Raw genomic sequence first — 16,613 nt, 5'->3', positions numbered from 1 at the left:
CGTCGCGTGGGGCGGGTGTGCCGGCAGGCGCGGGAGGCGATGAATGAGTGAAGGACGCGAGTCCGCGTTGCGCCGGCTGGCGGCGGGGCTGCCACAGGCGCGTGTCGAGGCGGAAGGGCGCGGGACGCGTGGTCGGCCGCCGTGCACACTGTGGATCTTGAGGAGGCCGAGCGCATGGGGCGTGAGCTGGGCGTGGACCTGACGGGCGAGGTGGACCAGGCCGGTGCGGTGCGAGGCCGGTGAGCCGATCGCGGCCCGGGTCGCTGTCCGTGTCCCGCGCGGGCGCGCAGACGGAGGGCTTGACGGCCGGGCCTCCCGGAAGACCGCCGATAAGGCGGCCCCTGCTCCGGCTCGTTGCGCTGGCGTCCCGTAAGGCACTGTCACTCATCGACCTCGTGACGGTGGGCGAATTGATCCACGGCGGGTCACAACCCTCCGGTGCGCGCGTCCTGCGCCACTTCCGTGATGCGGGGCACCTCCTCGTACGCGTACCGATGACTGTCCCGCCGGGCCCCCTCCGCTGCCCCGGCCTGCTCACCTACCAGACCGATCACCTCGACCCGCACGACCACACGGGATGGACGGTGACGGTGACCCGCTCCGCCCAGACGGTCACCGACGCATACCGACAGGCCCGCTACTGCCTGCCCGGCCGGACGACCGGCATGAGCAGCTCGTGCGGATCCGCCCACGGATCGTCACCGGATACCGCCTCGTCCGCGACGCGTCCTGACGGAAGCGGTCCCCTGAAATTCACCTCGCAGGGCGCCCGGCCCACCCGTCCGACCTGCTCTTACGGCCAGGGCCCGGGACTGTTCCCCGGGAAGACCAGCACCAGTCCGGACACGGAGGCCGGCTCACCGGTCCCCCGGCAGCCATCCCCGTATTCCCTCTCCCGGCGGGCCCCGCCTTGCCTTCGGCCTCCAGGCCCACGTCCGTGCGGCCTGTGCTCCTACAGCGGACGCTGTCATCGCCTCCGTTCCGGGAGCTGTCATGACCGAATCGGACCACGACCCCGACACCAGCCTGTGTCGCGTCAGCGCCGACTCCGACGGACTCCCCGCCCTGCTGCGGCTGCGCACGCTGCTGCGTGAGCGCCTCGGTGCGGAACTGATCCACCTGGGCGATCCCGCCCTCGATGCCGCCGCCACCGGCAAGACCACCCAACGGCTGTGCGTGCCCGCCGGCACCGCCCGGGAGCGCGCCCTGCTCGACACCGACGCCGACCACCGCGTCATCCAGCACCTGATCCTCAACCCCGACAGCGTCGACTCCTGTACGGGCAGGCGCCGCCGCATCGCACTGATCTCCAACGCCTCCGCCGTCGCTGACCTCGGCCCCCTGCCCGCGGCCACCGTCCTGCCGGCCCTGGAATCCGCCGCCGCCCACCTGCACCGCGCCACCGGCCTGGACATCCACCCCCTGCCGATCACCGCCCACATGCCCCAGGATTTGGCCGCCACGGCCGCCGCACTGGCTCCCGGCTTCGCCGCACTGTGCCTGTCGCACACCCATCCCGCCTATGGCTTTATTCACGAGTCGTGAAGGCGGTTGTACACGGGTTTGGGAGGCGCCCGGATACACGGTCGGGTGATGTGTCAACGGGTTTTGAAGGCAGTGGGGGGCTTGCGAGGCAAGCATCGGGGTATTCCCGGTGAAAAGGTCCTGGTCATGCCGCAGATGGTCCAGCGGTACACGTTTCGTGGAGCGCAGATCAGCACGCCTTACAACATCGACGAGGTCGATCCCGACGGAGCACGCTTCCGCCGGACCACGGCGCCGAACTCCTCTTCCAGGTGCTGACCGAACGCGAGGAGAAGAACAGCCTCGCCATCGCCTCCAACGAGTCCAGATGGATGAAGACCTTCACCGACCCCCGTCTCTGCGCGGCCATCGTCGACTGCCTCACCTTCAACGGCACCATCATCGAGACCGGCACCGACTCCGCCTCGCTGCCACCCGGGCCCCGGCCGAGGAACCCGCCAAGGCCGGCTGACACCCGCGGGCCCCGGCTCTTCGGCCCGCCCCCCTTGCGGGCGGCGGGCCGGAGACCGGACACGCTGTCCTGGTCCGCGGCCTGACACCCCTGCTGCGGCCCGCTCCAAGGCGGCGGGAAGAATGCGCTGTCATGGAGACGGTGCTGCTGGGGATCGTGATGGTGGCCGCGACGTTCGCCACCGCGGCGCTGTCGGCGGTGGCGGGGTTCGGTGGTGGGGTGCTGCTGCTGCCGGTGTTCGTCGCCGTCCTCGGCACCCGAGACGCGGTCGCGGTCCTGACCGTCGCCCAGCTGGCCAGCAACGGCAGCCGGGTGTGGTTCAACCGGCGCGAGGTCGACCGGCGCCTGGTCGGCATCTTCGCAATCGGCGCCGTCCCCGCCGCCGCAGCCGGGGCACTGCTGTTCGCCACCGCGCCGCTGCCCGCCCTCACCCGCGTCATCGGCGTGTTCCTGCTGGTCATGGTCGCCTGGCGGCGCTGGAAACCGCACGCGGCCCGGCTCGACGACCGCGATTTCGCCGCCGTCGGCGCCGCTTCCGGGTTCGGCTCCGCGCTGGTCGGCTCGGTCGGCCCGATGGTCGCCCCGTTCTTCCTCGCCCGCGGCCTGCTGCGCGGCGCCTACATCGGCACCGAGGCCGCCTCCGCAGTGGTGATGCACCTGACCAAACTCGTTGTCTTCGGCGCCGCCGCCTTGCTGACCGCCACCAGCGCCGCCATCGGCCTGGCCCTCGCCCCGGCCAGCACAGCCGGGGCCTGGGCGGGCAAGAAGATCGTCGACCGGCTACCGGCCCACGTCTTCGTCCTCCTCATTGAGGCGGGCCTGATCGCCTCCGGCCTCCTGCTGGCCATCACCGGCGGATGACAGACCTCCAGTGACGTCATTTCTCGCGAACATTCATGACGCTGCCAACCGCCAACTGACTCCCGAGCTGGTGGACCAACGCTGCTGTTTGAAGTGAACGAAGCCACGCCTACGTCGGCGCTGTCCGCGCCGCCCTTGAGCACACCGGCACTCCGGTCGTGGACACCACCGGCCACGCCCACGCGGTAGCCGTCGCCGCTGCCACCCTCAACGCCCTGCGCTACAGGGCCGTCCCCACCGGGACCGCCCGCGTGATCCGCGCCGGTGCCGACCGCGGCGGAGACCTGCCCGGCCTCCTCCTCGCCGTCGGCGTCAGAAGCCTCACCCTGCACGAAGTCGGCGCACCCCCGGTGGATCCGGCAGGCCCCGCCGACCTTCTCGTCGACCTGACCGGCGTGCCCGCCCCCGAGGATGGCACGCCCGTGCTGCGCGCCTGCCCCCAAGAGCTGCCCCGCTCCCGGAGACCGCCCGCCGCCCGCACCCACTCCACGCTCTTGCGGCCCTGCTCGCCACCGCCGCACACACCCGGAGGCTCACCCACCACAACCTCCTGACCGCCGCCCGTGCCTTGGCCGGGCTGGCCGGCCCCGGCCAGCTGCTGCCATCAATCGGCCAACCCGGACTCGCCCAGGCCCTGGCCGCCGCTCCGGCCCGCGACTCGGCGCACTCCACCGATGCCTGAACTCGTAACCGCCGCAGGACAGCGCAGCCCGGGGCAGCCCGAGCACTTCGTCGCACACGGGATCGACGTGCCACAGGTCTTCGCCGCAACGCACCCCTTCCGCGTGGAAGGGGCCTGGGTCGCCGATGCCCGCATTCACCTCTCAGCTGACCGGGGTACCGCCCGTCATCCCGTCCAAGCGACCGGACCCGATCACACCGTGCACATGATGGAGTACGGCCTCCTGATCGTGCGCGCCCCGGCGCTGGCTGCGGCGCCGTCCGTGCGTGGCGTTCGCCTCACCCGCACGATTGATACGGGCACACTGAGAGCGGGGCGTGACGACGACCCGAGTGAGCGGCACCGTCACGGCTCGGAGCCACGCAGGAAGACCGAGGAAGACCGAAGGAAGATCGAGGTGTGACAGCCCCGCGAGGCAGGGGCCGGACTGGTCGGGACTGGGGTGGTTGCGGATCCGGGCTGCTCCAGGCCGCGTATCAGGCAGTCGACCGGAGGTCAGGAGAAGATCATGGACGGCGCCATGCCCATCAGACTCCTGGCGGACGTCACAGACGCGCTGAAGGCCGGCCGCGGCTGGGAGGCGAGTCTGCGGCGGCTGGCGGAACTGCTGGTCGAGCAGCTCGCGGACTGGTGCGTCATCGATCTTCTGGACGAGCGGGGCCGGGCCCGCCGGGTGGTGGTCGTGGGGCACGGTCAAGGCCCCGACAGCCCCCGCCCAGGAGAGCCCTCGCAGCTGCTCCCGGCGTGGGCGGAGGCTTCCACGGCGCCGCTGGCCGAAGCTCTGCGCAGGCGCGCCGCAGTGTTGATCTCCGACGTGCCGCCGCCGGAGCAGGCCACGGATTCCTTGGAGCGCGCCCAGCTGCAGCTGTTGACCCGGCTCGGTGCGGACAGTGCGATCGCGGCTCCCCTGCATGTCGACGGCCGCCCCTTCGGGGTGATCATCGTGGCCCGCACCGCTGCGAGCCAGCCGTTCACCGAAGCCCAGGTCACCCTGATCGAGAATTTCGCCCGCCAGGGGGCGCTCGTGGTGGACAACGCGCGCCTGTACGACCAGCACCGCGAAATCGCCACCTATCTGCAGCATTCCCTGCTGCCAAAGACCCTGCCCACCCTCCCACCGCTTCATCTCATCGCCCGGTACAGACCGGCACGTACCCATGCTGAGGTCGGTGGCGACTGGTACGACGCCATCGTGCTGCCCGACGGGGCACTCGCGTTCACCATCGGGGACGTGGTCGGCCATGATGTCCCAGCCACTGTCCGTATGAGCCAGGTGCGGCACACGCTGCGCGCCCTGGCCGTCGACCGTCCCGGTCCGCCGGAGGATGTGATGCGCCGTCTGGACCAGGTGCTGGAGCAGCTGCCCGAACCCAACGTCACGGCCACACTCATCTTCGGTGTGGCGCGATCGCTGGATACCGGTTCCTTCTTGTTCACGTGGAGCAATGCCGGGCACCCTCCTCCGTTGCTCATCCCGGCGGACGGTCCGGCGCGCTTTGTGATGGGCGGCCACGGTCTGCCGCTCGGGGTGGACACCAGCGTGCCGCGGGAAGCGGCTGCCTCGGCTTCGGTCGCCGCGGGCAGCATCTTCCTGCTCTACACCGACGGCCTCATCGAGCGGCCCGGGAAAGACATGTCCACCGGCCTGGAACAGCTCCGCCGTGAAGCGATGAACCTCCGAGGGCTGCCACCGGACCACTTCGTGGACGAGCTGGTGGAGCGGCTTGCCCCCACGGGCGGCGATGACGTCGCCCTGTTGGCTCTGTGCAGCTCCGGCACGTCCACAGCAACGCGCTGATCCCGGCCTCGGCACGGGCGGCCTGATGCCGCTGTCGCCGGCTCCTGGCCGGTACCGGGAGGCCGGGCTTGGACAGCTCCGCTTGTGCGGACGTCGCTTGGTGCGTGGCCGGCCGGGACGGGCGGCCGGGGCACGCAGCCGGGAGCACCGGAGCCGGGCAACCTGGTGCCCGTGCTCCTTCGGCGGTGGGCACGGGTTGCCCACCCTGTCGGTTCAGCCGGCGATCTTCTTCTGAAGGTTGGTGTCGAGGGCGTCCAGGAACTGCTCCGTGGTCAGCCACGGCGCGTCCTTGGAGATCAGCAGCGCGAGATCTTTCGTCATCTGCCCGCTTTCCACCGTCTCGACGCAGACCTGCTCCAGGGTCTCCGCGAACCTGGCGACGTCGGGGGTGCCGTCCAGCCTGCCGCGGTGAGCCAGGCCCCGGGTCCAGGCGAAGATCGAGGCGATCGGATTGGTCGACGTCGCCTCACCCGCCTGGTGCCGACGGTAGTGACGGGTCACCGTGCCGTGCGCCGCCTCGGCCTCGACGGTCCTGCCGTCGGGGGACATGAGGACGGAGGTCATCAGGCCGAGCGAGCCGAAGCCCTGCGCGACGATGTCGGACTGGACATCGCCGTCGTAGTTCTTGCACGCCCAGAGGTAGCCGCCCTCCCACTTCAACGCCGCGGCGACCATGTCGTCGATCAGACGGTGCTCGTAGGTGAGGCCCCTGCTGTCGAAATCCGCCTTGAACTCGGCGTCGAACACCTCCTGGAAGATGTCCTTGAAGCGCCCGTCGTACTTCTTCAGGATCGTGTTCTTGGTGGACAGGTAGACCGGGTACTCACGGTCCAGACCGTAACGGAACGACGCGCGGGCGAAGTCGCGAATCGACTCGTCGTGGTTGTACATCGACAGCGCGACACCGGCGCCCGGGAACTCATGGACCTCCAGCTCCACCGGGGCGGAGCCGTCCTTGGGCGTATAGGTCATGGTGAGGGTGCCCGGGCCCGGCACCTTCAGGTCGGTGGCCCGGTACTGGTCGCCGAAGGCGTGACGGCCGATGACGATGGGCTTGGTCCAGCCCGGTACGAGCCGCGGCACATTGCTCATGATGATCGGCTCACGGAAGATCACACCGCCGAGGATGTTGCGCAGCGTGCCGTTGGGCGAGCGGTACATCGCCTTGAGCCCGAACTCCTCGACCCGCGCCTCGTCCGGTGTGATGGTCGCGCACTTCACCCCGACGCCGAACTCCTTGATGGCGTGGGCGGCGTCGACCGTCACCTGGTCGTTGGTGGCGTCCCGGTGCTCGATGCCCAGGTCGAAGTACCTCAGCTCGACATCGAGGTACGGAAGGATCAGCTTGTCCCTGATGAACGACCAGATGATGCGGGTCATCTCGTCGCCGTCGAGCTCGACGACGGGGTTGGCTACCTTGATCTTGGCCATGGAGTGGAACCCTCTCGCGCGCTCTTGGCGTTGGTTCAGCGACCCTGACCAACATATCTCGATATCAAGATACTCGACATCGAGACTCGCGTGCTCGTTCGATCCCGCTGTTGTGGGCCGCGTGGGCGACGACCTCCGGCAGCTCGGCGTGGCCGAGAAGCGTGGCCCCGGTGTGGATGCGGATGACGGTGTCGCCGCCCTCTTCGGCGAGGTGGTTGACCGGGCGGATCGCGGGCAGCGCCTGGTGGCAGAAGACCATCCGTCCCGGTGGCGCCTGAGTCAGCGGTTTCAGCGCCTCGTCCCGGTCCGGCCCAGCTCGATCAGGAGCCAATGCGGTGACGCGGCGGCCGTTATGACGGCCTCTCGCCGGCCGTCGGGAGGCGCTTGGCGCCGTCGGGCCACAGCACCTCGACGTCGATGCCCAGGCTGCGGGCGTAGGCCACCAGGTGGGCGGTGGTGTCACGGTCGTCAGAGGCGGTGCCGTCCCAGATCGCCAGCACTCGGGCGCAGGCCCGCAACAGCCGCTCGTCCGCGCGTACGCAGGCATTCCGGTCCGCCGGGTCGTAGTCCACCAGCCGCACGTGTTGCGACAGCAGCAGCAACTCCCCGGCCGCCCGCTGGTCCAGCTCCCGCAGCAGCGCGGGCGCCCGGTACAGCGGGGGCACCACGGTCACCAACGCCAGCCCGGCCTTCTGCGCGGCCCGCCCGAACGCGACCGGCAGCCCCTGCCCGACCCGGACCAGGCCGGTTCTACCGGCCTCGGCGTACCGGGCCAGTCGCTCGCGCAATTCCTCTTCGAGCAGGGTCAGCGTCCACGGGGCGAGGTCCGGGTGCCCCACGACAGCGATCAACGTCGGCCGTCCTTGTCTCTCCGCCCGCGGCAGTCGCGGCAGTTGGCTTGATGGAAGAGGCTTGCACGTCGTGGTCGGAGCAGAGGCCGGCCGCGCATGCTTTCGGTTACTTGGGGGCGTGCTCGCCGAGGTAGAAGAGCAGCCACACGAACCCGGCGACCAGGTGGGTGCCGAAGATGTAGATGCCCGCCCGGATCGCGACACCGCGCTCGATCAGCGCATCACGGTCCCTGGGCTTCTCTTTGCGCCGCGTGCTCTTCGGCGGCTCGGGCGCCTCAGCCTCATCACTCATGTGTTGTCTCCCTTCTTCCTGTGATCTGTGCGTTTCCTAGGACGGGACGCGGAACCGGACCAGGACCACCTTGCCGTCATGGCCGAGGACAGGTTCGGCGCTGACGTCGCCCTCGTACTCGCCGGCCAGCTCGGCGACCATCTGCAGTCCCGCGCCCATCGCGCCCGGTTCGAGGGCGGGCAGGCGCGGCTCGGCGTCGGCGACGCTGACGACCAGCTGGCCCGCCCCGGCCGTTATCCCCACATCCGCCACCGTGCAGCGCGGGGCGTGCCGCAGCACGTTCACGACCAGCTCGCTGACCACCAGCAGCACCGCGTCGGCGAACGCGGAGCCGGGCACGACGCCCACCTCACCAAAACGTCCGGCCACCGCCTCACGGGCCCGCGGTACCGCCTCTGGTCCGAGCGGCACCGAGACGATGTGCCGTCGCACCGGCGACGGCACATGCTCCATCGCCGCCGCGGGCCGGCGGCCTCCGCGCCACGACCGGAACCGGCCACCGCCCGTCACCGGGCCGGCTCCGTGGCGCGCAGTTCCTCCAGCAGCTCCTGCCGCCCGGACAGCAGGACCGACAGGATCCGGCGGGCGGCGGCCAGCAGCTCGGCCACATCCCCGCCGGCCAGCTCGTACACCACCGTGGAGCCGGTGCGGGTGGCGGTGACGATGCCGGAGCGGCGCAGCACCGCCAGCTGCTGCGACAGGTTCGACGGCTCGATCTCGATGGCGGCCAGCAGGTCGCGCACCGGCCTCGGCCCGTCCTGCAGCAGCTCCAGCACCCGGATACGCACCGGATGCCCGAGCATCCGGAAGAACTCCGCCTTCGCCTCGTACAGCGGTACCGGCATTGCGCTCACTCCTCGTCCGTTCCCGCCGCCTCGACAGCGAGGCCGTGCCCGCGGGCCAGCCGCATCATGTCGTCCAGCTCGTCCTGTGCCACCGCGACGGCGTACGCGTCCTCGGCCGCCACGGCGGCCGTCAGCGCGGCCCGGGCCGCCCGCACCCGCGCCAGCAGCGCCTCGGCGAACTCGCCCACGCCGACCTCCACACCCTGGATCATCTATGGACCACCGCAACTAACCAATTGAAGAACTCTTCAAGCTTATCGGTGCCCGTCGCCATCCGGTGCGGGCAGGTGGGACGGCCCGTTTCGGGCCGGATCGCCGCCCGCCCGGATGGCAGGAACCGCGCAGGAGGCGATGCGCCGCGCCCCGGTCGGCCACAGCACCTCGACCGGGATCCTGCGGTGGTGGGCGTGCGTCACCATATGGGCCACGTCCAGCCGGTCGTTGGAGCCGGAGCCGTCCCATACCGCGACCAGACCGCGGCATGATTCGATGATCCGTTCGTCGACGGCGGCGCACGCATCAGGGTCGCGGGGGTCGAACTCCACCAGCCGTGTGTGCTCGGCCAGCATCAGCAGCTGGCCCGTGGCCACGCGGTCCTGCCCCGGCAGAGCCGCCGGCAGCGCGCCTGCCGTCGGAACCACGACCACCAGCGACCCGCCCGCCCTGTGGATTGCCCGCCCGAACACCAGTGGCAGTCCCGCGGCGGCCCGGACCACGCCCATCAGTCCGTGCGGCTCCAGGCGCTTCAAGACAGCGGGAAGTGCGTCCTCCACCAGGCCCCACGAGTCCGCCGTGAGATCTCCGTGCCCGACCACTCCGAACATTGCTCCACCGCTCACTTCTCCGCTGCCAACCCCGTGGCTCCGTCCCCGCCGCCGACTGCGGCCGGGCTGGGCCGGATCCGCAGCCGGACGCCGGTCCGCCCGGCCCAGGCGACCAGTGCGCTGATCTCGGCGGCATCCGCCGTGTGGGCGGTGTGGTCGCCGTCGGTGTGCAGGAAGGTGATCTCGAAGCGCATCTGTGGTGCCCCTCCCATGTGGTACGTCTCACCGCTGCCCGGGCAGCCGGAAACGGGCCACCACGGTCTTGCCCCGCCCCCATAGGGCAGGCTTCACGCTCACCTCGCCGTCGAAGCAGGCCGTCAGCTCCGCCACGGTGCGCAGTCCCTCGCCGGCGGACGGTCCGGCCATCTCGATCGTGTGAGGGTCCTGGTCGCCCACCGCGACCACCAGCTGTCCGGCGCCCGTCGACACCGTCACCGTCGCGCTGGGCGACTGCGGCGCGGCATGCCGTACGGCATTGGTCATCAGTTCGCTGACCACCAGCAGCGCCGCATCCGCCAGCAGCGAGCCGGGCGCCAGCCCGAACAAGGCCAGCGCCTCAGCCGTGCTGATCCGTGCCGCCCGCACGGAGGCCGGCGCCGTGGGGAGAATCAGGGTGCGCCGCTTAACGTGCGGGCGCGTGTGCACCCCGGCCTGCTCGCGTGTGCCGTGCCCGCGTATCACGGCGACGCCTCGCCCTCGCGCAGCTCCTGAAGCAGCTCCCGCCGGCTGCTCAGCAGATCGGACAGGATCCGCCGCGCCGCCCCCATCAGCTCCGTCACGTCCCCGCCCGCCAGCGCGTACACCACGCTGGAGCCGTCGCGCGTCGTCGTGACGATGCCCGAACGGCGCAGCACCGCCAGCTGCCGCGACAGGCTGGAGGACTCGATCCCGACGGCCGCGAGCAGGTCGCGCACCGGCTTCGGACCGCCCTGCAGCAGTTCCAGCACCTGGATCCGCGCCGGATGGCCCAGCATCCGGAAGAACTCCGCCTTCGTCTGGTACAGCGGAACGTTCACTGCGATCACCCCGCGCCTCTCGCGTCCGTTCCCGCCACCTCGACACCGAGGCCGTGCCCGCGGGCCAGCCGCAGCACGTCGTCCAGCCCGTCGGCCGCCCCGGTCACCGCAAAGGCGCCCTGGGCCAGGTGCGCGGCCTCAAGACCGTCTCGTGCCCCGCGTGCCCGCTCCAGAACTGCCTCGGCGAACCCGCCCACCCCGACCTCCGCGCTCTGGACAACCTAACGATCACCGCAACTAACCAATTGAAGAACTCTTCAATTGTAGCTCTGTGCAGACCCTGAGCAGCAAGCAGCTGAAGAGGACCAGCCTCATCACGGGCCCGGACCAGCCCGGCGCGCCGAGTCTGGTTGTGGCGGACGTGGCGGTCGGACGGCACGGGATCCTCGCGACTGCGGTTGGGGGGCTTACTCCCACATGGCCCAGGCCGACTCCACGGTGGCGTGCAGGGTGAAGCGTGGATCGCCCGCGGCGCACCTGCGGATCTCCTCGGGGGCGCCGATGAGGTGGAACCGTGCGTCGAAGCTGAACGCGAAGAGCCTCCCAATGGCCTCGGCCGGCATGTCCGCGCCGCAGCGGAGCTCCCTCAGATCGACGTAGAACTCGCTGCGCTGACCGTCGTCACGGGCGCGCAATTCCTGCCGCAGGCGAGGCTCCGTGGTGGGGCCGAGCGTTCCGCTGACGGCCATCCACACCTGAGCGGAAGTCTCGGCGAGCACACGCGTCCGGATGACCACGATCTCCATTGACGTCCCCGCGCCGGGCCGGCGCCGTATCCATCTCCGTGTTGGGGCATTCCTCGCCCTTGCCTGAGTGACCATCAGTTCCTGGGTGCCGTGGCGTGTGACGCAGTCCGCTCGGTAGTCTCCGTTGTCGCGCTCCAGCGGCAGTATTTCGGTCATTCCCCGCCACGCGGGCGTGCCATGAGCGCATTGTCGCGTTGGTGATCCGGTGGTTTCCATTGGTTCGCCGCGAGGATGCCCGCCGTACGGGCGGGGTGGGGCAGGGCGCCGCGGGTGGGGCCGGAGGCTCGGGAGCGGGCGCGAGGAGAGGCGGTTCAACGGGCGGAGATGCCCGTTCAGGCCAGTGCAGTGGTGTCGACGTCTCGTCCTGTGATCGGGGCGTGGTCGGCACGAACCGTGGAGAGGGTGCAGACGTGGCCGAGATCGAACTGAGCGTGGGCAACGGCGCGCAGGGCTGTGTCGTCGCCCTGGTTACGGGTGACTTGGACTACGTGAGCGCGTCCACGTTCCGGCCCCGCGTCCACGCGTTGTTCGACGGCCGCCGGCGGTTGGTGCTGGACCTGTCGGGGGTGGACTTCTTCGACTCCGCGGGCCTGAACGAGCTCCTGGCGCTGAGCCGCTGGGCTGTCGAGGGGGGCGGTTCGCTGGCGCTGGCGAACGTGCCCGGCATGATGTGGGGACTGTTGTCGCTGACCGGTACGGATGCGGTTCTGGACGTGCATGCCACCGTCGGTGAGGCTGTGGCCGGGCGGAGGAAGGCTGAGGACGCTGACGGCGTGGGCCCCGGCAGATGATCACACCCGGGTTGTCAGTGGCCCTACACCGGTGCTGCGTCGACCGGGCAGCCGCGCGTGCATCGGGCTGACAGGAGCGTTTCTGCGCCGGGTGCGCGTTGCTGGGCCGGACATGGATCCAGACGAGGCCGGCGTACTGGCACCCTGCGTTCCAGCCGCACCGCTGGGCACGTACCGGCTGGCGGCCAACGCTCCTGCGCCGGACCCGTTGGGCCCGCTCCCGCCGTTGGACGGATCGGATCGGATCGGATCGGCAGGATGGTGCGGTCGGGTGGCTGCGCGAGCCGCGATGGTGACAGCAGCCGGGGTGGTGGTCGTGGTGGCACTGTGGACGACGGCCGCAGCCCCGTGACGACGGTGGCGTCCCATGAGCTGCGGTGCGCCACTTGCAACTGCGAGCCGTCGGACTAGTCAGCCCCGCCGAACGCCTGGATTTCCTTGGCCTCCCCGGGCGAGAGCTCCCGGGGGACCTGGCCGCGCGCGAGCTTCTGGCTCTGGACGTGGTGGCGGATGTCGTCGACGATCTCGGGGTTGGCCAGGGTGGTGACGTCGCCGACGTCCGCGAAGTTGGAGATCCCGGCGATCACCCGGCGCATGATCTTCCCGGAGCGGGTCTTTGGCATGTCGGCCACGATCCACACGCTGCTGGGCCGGGCGATCTTGCCGATCTCGCGTTCGATGGCGCCGGCCACCTTGCGTTCGATCTCCGGGCTCGCGGTCAGGCCGGGTTTGAGGGCGACGTACATCTCCACGGCCCGGCCGCGCACCTCGTCCATCACCGGCACAGCGGCGGCCTCGGCCACCTCATCGACGGTCAGCGTCGCGGATTCGAGTTCCTTGGTGCCGAGCCGGTGTCCGGAGACGTTGATGACGTCGTCGATGCGGCCCAGGATGCGGAAGTAGCCGTCGGCGGCCTGCACCGCGCCGTCCCCGCACAAAAACGGCCAGTCGCGCCAGTCCGTGCTCTCCGCGTCGCGGCAGTAGCGGCGGTAGTAGATGTCGATGAACCGCTCGGGCTGGCCCCAGACGGTCTGCATGACACCGGGCCACGGATTGCGGATGCATATGTTGCCCGCCCCGCCGCTGCCCGCCTCGACCAGTTCACCCTCTTCGTCATAGATCGCCGGGTAGATGCCCAGCGCGCCCGGGCCGCAACTGCCCGGCTTCATCGGCTGCAGCGCCGGCAGCGTGGCGCCCAGGAAGCCGCCGGTCTCCGTCATCCACCAGGTGTCGACGACGACCCCCTCGCCCTTGCCGACCTCGTCGTGGTACCAGCGCCAGACCTCCGGCTCGATCGGCTCGCCCACCGTCGTCATGTGCTTGAAGTGGTAGTCGTACCTGGCCGGCTCGTCCGGGCCCAGCTTGCGCAGCATCCGGATGGTGGTCGGCGCGGTGTGGAAGATGTTCACCCCGAGCCGCTCGGCGATGCGCCAGCAGCGGCCCGCGTCCGGGTAGTTGGGCACGCCCTCGTACAGCACGCTGGTCGCGCCGAGCGCGAGGGGCCCGTAAACGATGTACGAGTGTCCGGTGATCCAGCCGATGTCGGCGGCGCACCAGTAGGTGTCGGTGGGGTGGATGTCCTGGTAGTACTTCGAGGTGCCGGCGACGTACGCGAGGTAACCGCCGGTGGAGTGCTGGCAGCCCTTGGGCCGGCCGGTGGTCCCGCTGGTGTACATCAGGAACAGCGGGGCCTCGGCCGGCATCGACACTGGTGCCACGGTGTGGCCGCGGAAGCCGTCGAGCAACTCGTCGACGAAGAAGTCCCGGCCCTCGACCATCGGGCTGTCGGAGGCGTACGTTCCGGCGTGGCGGCGCCAGACGAGCACCTTGTCGACCTTCTGGCCGCGCTTGGCCGCGGACGCCACGGCCTCGTCGGCCTTGGCCTTGTGGTCGACCAGGGTGCCGCTCCGGTAGTAGCCGTCCATGGTCACCAGCACGCGGCTGCCCGAGTCGGCGATCCGGTCGCCGCACGCCGCGCCGGAGAACCCGCCGAACACCTCGGAGTGGATGGCACCCAGCCGGGCGCAGGCCAGCATCGCCACCGGCAGCTCGACGACCATCGGCAGATGGAAGGTGACCCGGTCACCGGTCTTCACACCGGCGAAGTCCCGCACCAGGGCAGCGAATTCGTTCACCCGCCGGTACAGCTCTCGGTAGGTGATCGCCTGCGGCGCGGCCTCCTCGGGCTCGGGCACCCAGATGAAGGCGGCCTTGTTCCGGCTGCCTGCGAGGTGTCGGTCGACGCAGTTGTAGCAGGCGTTGAGACGGCCGCCGACGAACCACTTCCAAAACGGCGGATCGCTCGCGTCCAGCGTCGTGTGCCAGTAGGAGTCCCAGCTGAGCAGGTCCGCGTACTCCTTGAAGCACTCGGGGAAGTACTCCTCGCCGAACCGTTCGAGGATCGCCGGGTCGCCGGCGTTGGCCTGCGCGACGAACTTCGCCGGGGGCCGGTAGTACCCCTCCTCACGCCAGTGGACCGCGATCTGCGCCTGCGACACCTGCGGCTCCGGTTCGATTGCCATCGACATCAACCTCTCCTGGAATGACCGGGGCGGCGCACAGGGCCATCTGCGCCGGGATCGTTAGGTGTCGGTCAGCAGCCGCGCGCAGACGCAGAACTCACGCAGGTCGGCGCCGCAGGCGCACTGGCTGACGAAGGCGTGGACGTCCCCCTGCCGCAGCGAGTCCCGGCACAGCTCGTCGGTCAGCTCCAGCGCGCGCAGCGCCACCGAGCCGAGCCTGCTGACCGGCCCCGACTCCGCCTCACGGCGCAGCCGCGCGAGCTCGCGTACGACCATCGGATCGGCGCCCGACGCCTGCAACTGTGCCAGGAGCACCGACGTCTCCCCGACCAGGTACTGCTGCGTCATCGCGACCACCGCCCCACCGGCGAGCAGAGCCATACCACCATTCTCCGCCCGGCCATGGGGGAAGGCACCATGACGTTGCGGGCTGCCGGGTCCCGCCTAGGAAGGAGGTTGGCCGGTGTCCCGCGCCGGACGATGTCGCCCACAGCCAGGTCGCCGTCCTCGCCGAACGGCTCCCCCGCAAGCCGCGCGACGGGAAAGGGCGCGTTGACCATCCGGCGTCCAGCGGGCTCGGGTAGTGCGATCAGTAAGACGCGGACGCATGCCACAGCGCCAGCACAGCGATGTCATCGCTGGGTGAGGGAGCGACCCGCGCCGCTCAATGAGACCGTCGGTGTAAAGGAGGAAGAGGCTGCCTGCGGTGAGCAGCGTGGCGGCCGCTGGGTCCCGCAGCACGCTTGAGTCCACTCCGAGCGGGATGCCTTGGCCGTCGGCCACAAACCGTGCCCGGCCGTGTCAGGGGATGAGAAGCGGCGCCGGGTCCCCGGCGTTGGCCCAGGTCAACCGTACGCGGCCGGCAGAGGGCGGGCGCGCCATGCCGAAAATGAGTGAAGCTCGCAGCCACGGAGCGTCACGGAGTCCACGTAGGTTTCCGAGGCTCGATCGCCGGTTACCGGAAAGTCATATTCGGCGCGGTAGGGCTCCGTCCTGCCAGCGGTAGAGGTCCCGCAGCAGGGAAATCTCGGCGCCGTGATGGATCAGCTCCCTGTTGACGTGCAGGACCCTGTTCTCCATGGGAAACCGCTCGGGACCCACCGTGGGCGGATTGTCCAGGTCAGCGTCCGAGAGCTCGCGGACCCCCGCGTTCCATCTCCCATACATCTCATCGAGCTGTTTTAGCGCCTCGTCAGCGGTCCCCGCGTAAGCGAATGTCTCGGAGTCGACGTCCTGGCCGCCGAAGTACCATCCGACCCGATAGCCCAGGCACGAGACGATGATGTGCGCCAGCCGCCAGGCAATCGTGGTCACCGGCGCCGGCACCGGCCCAGGGGACGCGGAGTCCATCGTCCATTCCCCCGAACCTGCCGACATCGGTGCGGCCGACGTGCCACGCGGGCGAATACTCCAGCAGCCGCGCACCGGCTCCCAGAAGTACTCCTCATCGGCAAGACCGTCCAGCCGCGGCCGCAGGTTCTTGCGCCAGTACCAGTCCAACTGCTCCGCGAGCCGCTCGCTTCTTGTCATTTCCGCACACTACATACGACGGAGACCTGGCTGCGCCCCTCGCGGACGCCGTCGCCGGCCGTGGGCCGCGAGAGCGTACCGCACCGGGAGATGACGCTGGGGGCTGATGTGCCCTTCGGGCCGCGCCGCCGCGAGCGGCTGATTGACATTAACAACCCGACTGGCCGGGCTGGGTTAAATAACCCAAATATGACAGCCTCGACCGATGACATGACGGATGACCAAGACCGCAGACTCCCGCCCGAGACCAGCATGAGTATCCCGAGCGAGCGCCACGCCAGAGCCTCCGACCTGCATGTTCGAAGATGGCGAAGACTCACAGACAGCACGCCGACGTCCATCTATGCCATCCAGCCAGTCTGCGGCCCGCCGCGCCCCCTCACCCAGGGTGGCCTACCCCATCCCCTCCATCGCGGCGGTCGATGGCA

The 16,613-nt window shown here is 70.1% G+C and carries 23 protein-coding genes and 2 pseudogenes; 7 read left to right on the top strand and 18 right to left on the bottom strand.

Translation table 11 applies throughout. From position 1 onward, the window contains the following. Positions 1 to 425: 425 nt before the first annotated feature. Positions 426 to 566, bottom strand: coding sequence for a hypothetical protein (locus tag ACN20J_RS36555; protein ID WP_266761095.1), 141 nt, complete (start codon positions 564 to 566; stop codon positions 426 to 428). 427 nt (positions 567 to 993) lie between these two features. Here ACN20J_RS36555 and ACN20J_RS36550 point away from each other — a divergent pair, with 427 nt between their 5' ends. From ACN20J_RS36550 to ACN20J_RS36525, 6 genes and pseudogenes are all read left to right on the top strand, one after another. Beyond that, positions 994 to 1,545, top strand: a complete 552-nt coding sequence (locus tag ACN20J_RS36550; protein WP_266761093.1) for a hypothetical protein — start codon at positions 994 to 996, stop codon at positions 1,543 to 1,545. Between the two features lie 230 nt (positions 1,546 to 1,775). Further along, positions 1,776 to 1,955, top strand: a pseudogene (locus tag ACN20J_RS36545) (ATP-binding protein); the annotation flags it as partial. 173 nt (positions 1,956 to 2,128) lie between these two features. Next, positions 2,129 to 2,857, top strand: a complete 729-nt coding sequence (locus ACN20J_RS36540) for a sulfite exporter TauE/SafE family protein (RefSeq protein WP_266761091.1) — start codon at positions 2,129 to 2,131, stop codon at positions 2,855 to 2,857. Positions 2,858 to 3,015: 158 nt separating this feature from the next. Continuing rightward, positions 3,016 to 3,411 carry a hypothetical protein gene (locus ACN20J_RS36535; protein ID WP_266761089.1) on the top strand — a complete coding sequence of 132 codons (396 nt, stop codon included), beginning with the start codon at positions 3,016 to 3,018 and terminating at the stop codon, positions 3,409 to 3,411. Between the two features lie 120 nt (positions 3,412 to 3,531). Then, positions 3,532 to 3,942: a hypothetical protein gene (locus ACN20J_RS36530; protein ID WP_266761087.1), complete on the top strand. Its 411-nt coding sequence runs from the start codon at positions 3,532 to 3,534 to the stop codon at positions 3,940 to 3,942. Between the two features lie 117 nt (positions 3,943 to 4,059). After that, positions 4,060 to 5,337 carry a PP2C family protein-serine/threonine phosphatase gene (locus ACN20J_RS36525; RefSeq protein ID WP_266761085.1) on the top strand — a complete coding sequence of 426 codons (1,278 nt, stop codon included), beginning with the start codon at positions 4,060 to 4,062 and terminating at the stop codon, positions 5,335 to 5,337. 213 nt (positions 5,338 to 5,550) lie between these two features. On the opposite strand, the gene ACN20J_RS36520 is transcribed toward ACN20J_RS36525, so the two are convergent. From ACN20J_RS36520 to ACN20J_RS36460, 13 genes are all read right to left on the bottom strand, one after another. Next, entirely contained in the window at positions 5,551 to 6,768 is a 1,218-nt protein-coding gene (locus tag ACN20J_RS36520; protein WP_266761083.1) for an NADP-dependent isocitrate dehydrogenase, read from the bottom strand. A 64-nt stretch (positions 6,769 to 6,832) separates the two neighbouring features. Continuing rightward, the gene (locus tag ACN20J_RS36515) at positions 6,833 to 7,099 is read right to left on the bottom strand and encodes a pyridoxamine 5'-phosphate oxidase family protein (RefSeq protein ID WP_323183214.1); all 267 of its coding nucleotides are present in this window, start codon (positions 7,097 to 7,099) and stop codon (positions 6,833 to 6,835) included. 19 nt (positions 7,100 to 7,118) lie between these two features. Continuing rightward, on the bottom strand, positions 7,119 to 7,619 hold the full coding sequence (locus tag ACN20J_RS36510) for a hypothetical protein (protein WP_266761081.1): 501 nt from the start codon (positions 7,617 to 7,619) through the stop codon (positions 7,119 to 7,121). 106 nt (positions 7,620 to 7,725) lie between these two features. Continuing rightward, positions 7,726 to 7,911, bottom strand: coding sequence for a DUF6126 family protein (locus ACN20J_RS36505; RefSeq protein WP_266761079.1), 186 nt, complete (start codon positions 7,909 to 7,911; stop codon positions 7,726 to 7,728). 36 nt (positions 7,912 to 7,947) lie between these two features. Next, positions 7,948 to 8,421, bottom strand: a complete 474-nt coding sequence (locus ACN20J_RS36500; protein ID WP_266761077.1) for an ATP-binding protein — start codon at positions 8,419 to 8,421, stop codon at positions 7,948 to 7,950. Beyond that, positions 8,418 to 8,756: an ArsR/SmtB family transcription factor gene (locus ACN20J_RS36495; RefSeq protein ID WP_266761075.1), complete on the bottom strand. Its 339-nt coding sequence runs from the start codon at positions 8,754 to 8,756 to the stop codon at positions 8,418 to 8,420. Before ACN20J_RS36495 ends, ACN20J_RS36500 begins: the two co-directional genes overlap by 4 nt. A 5-nt stretch (positions 8,757 to 8,761) precedes the next feature. Beyond that, positions 8,762 to 8,968: a hypothetical protein gene (locus ACN20J_RS36490; protein WP_266761073.1), complete on the bottom strand. Its 207-nt coding sequence runs from the start codon at positions 8,966 to 8,968 to the stop codon at positions 8,762 to 8,764. Between the two features lie 42 nt (positions 8,969 to 9,010). Further along, on the bottom strand, positions 9,011 to 9,595 hold the full coding sequence (locus ACN20J_RS36485; protein ID WP_266761071.1) for a hypothetical protein: 585 nt from the start codon (positions 9,593 to 9,595) through the stop codon (positions 9,011 to 9,013). Next, positions 9,592 to 9,774 carry a hypothetical protein gene (locus ACN20J_RS36480; protein WP_266761069.1) on the bottom strand — a complete coding sequence of 61 codons (183 nt, stop codon included), beginning with the start codon at positions 9,772 to 9,774 and terminating at the stop codon, positions 9,592 to 9,594. The genes ACN20J_RS36485 and ACN20J_RS36480 overlap by 4 nt, the downstream gene beginning before the upstream one ends. Positions 9,775 to 9,802: 28 nt before the next feature. After that, entirely contained in the window at positions 9,803 to 10,261 is a 459-nt protein-coding gene (locus tag ACN20J_RS36475) for an ATP-binding protein (RefSeq protein ID WP_266761067.1), read from the bottom strand. Then, positions 10,258 to 10,596 (bottom strand): ArsR/SmtB family transcription factor, encoded by a 339-nt coding sequence (locus ACN20J_RS36470; protein WP_266761065.1) that lies wholly within the window; start codon positions 10,594 to 10,596, stop codon positions 10,258 to 10,260. The genes ACN20J_RS36475 and ACN20J_RS36470 overlap by 4 nt, the downstream gene beginning before the upstream one ends. 5 nt (positions 10,597 to 10,601) lie before the next feature. Further along, on the bottom strand, positions 10,602 to 10,793 hold the full coding sequence (locus ACN20J_RS36465; protein WP_266761064.1) for a hypothetical protein: 192 nt from the start codon (positions 10,791 to 10,793) through the stop codon (positions 10,602 to 10,604). 210 nt (positions 10,794 to 11,003) lie between these two features. Next, positions 11,004 to 11,342 carry a hypothetical protein gene (locus tag ACN20J_RS36460; RefSeq protein ID WP_266761063.1) on the bottom strand — a complete coding sequence of 113 codons (339 nt, stop codon included), beginning with the start codon at positions 11,340 to 11,342 and terminating at the stop codon, positions 11,004 to 11,006. A gap of 410 nt (positions 11,343 to 11,752) precedes the next feature. Here ACN20J_RS36460 and ACN20J_RS36455 point away from each other — a divergent pair, with 410 nt between their 5' ends. Then, positions 11,753 to 12,133: an STAS domain-containing protein gene (locus ACN20J_RS36455; protein WP_266761061.1), complete on the top strand. Its 381-nt coding sequence runs from the start codon at positions 11,753 to 11,755 to the stop codon at positions 12,131 to 12,133. A 407-nt stretch (positions 12,134 to 12,540) separates the two neighbouring features. Here the strand turns inward: ACN20J_RS36455 and acs are convergent, their stop codons facing one another. From acs to ACN20J_RS36435, 4 genes and pseudogenes are all read right to left on the bottom strand, one after another. Continuing rightward, entirely contained in the window at positions 12,541 to 14,661 is a 2,121-nt protein-coding gene (gene acs, locus ACN20J_RS36450) for an acetate--CoA ligase (protein WP_266761059.1), read from the bottom strand. 54 nt (positions 14,662 to 14,715) lie between these two features. Then, the gene (locus ACN20J_RS36445) at positions 14,716 to 15,036 is read right to left on the bottom strand and encodes a hypothetical protein (RefSeq protein ID WP_266761057.1); all 321 of its coding nucleotides are present in this window, start codon (positions 15,034 to 15,036) and stop codon (positions 14,716 to 14,718) included. 63 nt (positions 15,037 to 15,099) lie between these two features. Further along, positions 15,100 to 15,441, bottom strand: a pseudogene (locus ACN20J_RS36440) (hypothetical protein); the annotation flags it as partial. A 180-nt stretch (positions 15,442 to 15,621) separates the two neighbouring features. Then, positions 15,622 to 16,185: a DinB family protein gene (locus tag ACN20J_RS36435; protein ID WP_266761055.1), complete on the bottom strand. Its 564-nt coding sequence runs from the start codon at positions 16,183 to 16,185 to the stop codon at positions 15,622 to 15,624. Between the last annotated feature and the right edge of the window lie 428 nt (positions 16,186 to 16,613).

Origin of the sequence: Streptomyces sp. 2-1, from assembly GCF_048564895.1 — a bacterium.
Lineage (GTDB): Bacteria > Actinomycetota > Actinomycetes > Streptomycetales > Streptomycetaceae > Streptomyces > Streptomyces phaeochromogenes.
This window is presented reverse-complemented; position numbering and strand designations above follow the sequence as displayed.

What these genes read in the sequence shown, in the direction of transcription:
- acs (WP_266761059.1), bottom strand. Translation starts at nt 14,661, where the DNA reads ATGTCGATGGCAATCGAACCGGAGCCGCAGGTGTCGCAGGCGCAGATC.
- ACN20J_RS36490 (WP_266761073.1), bottom strand. Translation starts at nt 8,968, where the DNA reads ATGATCCAGGGTGTGGAGGTCGGCGTGGGCGAGTTCGCCGAGGCGCTG.
- ACN20J_RS36505 (WP_266761079.1), bottom strand. Translation starts at nt 7,911, where the DNA reads ATGAGTGATGAGGCTGAGGCGCCCGAGCCGCCGAAGAGCACGCGGCGC.
- ACN20J_RS36460 (WP_266761063.1), bottom strand. Translation starts at nt 11,342, where the DNA reads ATGGAGATCGTGGTCATCCGGACGCGTGTGCTCGCCGAGACTTCCGCT.
- ACN20J_RS36520 (WP_266761083.1), bottom strand. Translation starts at nt 6,768, where the DNA reads ATGGCCAAGATCAAGGTAGCCAACCCCGTCGTCGAGCTCGACGGCGAC.
- ACN20J_RS36525 (WP_266761085.1), top strand. Translation starts at nt 4,060, where the DNA reads ATGCCCATCAGACTCCTGGCGGACGTCACAGACGCGCTGAAGGCCGGC.
- ACN20J_RS36540 (WP_266761091.1), top strand. Translation starts at nt 2,129, where the DNA reads ATGGAGACGGTGCTGCTGGGGATCGTGATGGTGGCCGCGACGTTCGCC.
- ACN20J_RS36435 (WP_266761055.1), bottom strand. Translation starts at nt 16,185, where the DNA reads ATGACAAGAAGCGAGCGGCTCGCGGAGCAGTTGGACTGGTACTGGCGC.
- ACN20J_RS36550 (WP_266761093.1), top strand. Translation starts at nt 994, where the DNA reads ATGACCGAATCGGACCACGACCCCGACACCAGCCTGTGTCGCGTCAGC.
- ACN20J_RS36445 (WP_266761057.1), bottom strand. Translation starts at nt 15,036, where the DNA reads ATGGCTCTGCTCGCCGGTGGGGCGGTGGTCGCGATGACGCAGCAGTAC.
- ACN20J_RS36480 (WP_266761069.1), bottom strand. Translation starts at nt 9,774, where the DNA reads ATGCGCTTCGAGATCACCTTCCTGCACACCGACGGCGACCACACCGCC.
- ACN20J_RS36530 (WP_266761087.1), top strand. Translation starts at nt 3,532, where the DNA reads ATGCCTGAACTCGTAACCGCCGCAGGACAGCGCAGCCCGGGGCAGCCC.
- ACN20J_RS36495 (WP_266761075.1), bottom strand. Translation starts at nt 8,756, where the DNA reads ATGCCGGTACCGCTGTACGAGGCGAAGGCGGAGTTCTTCCGGATGCTC.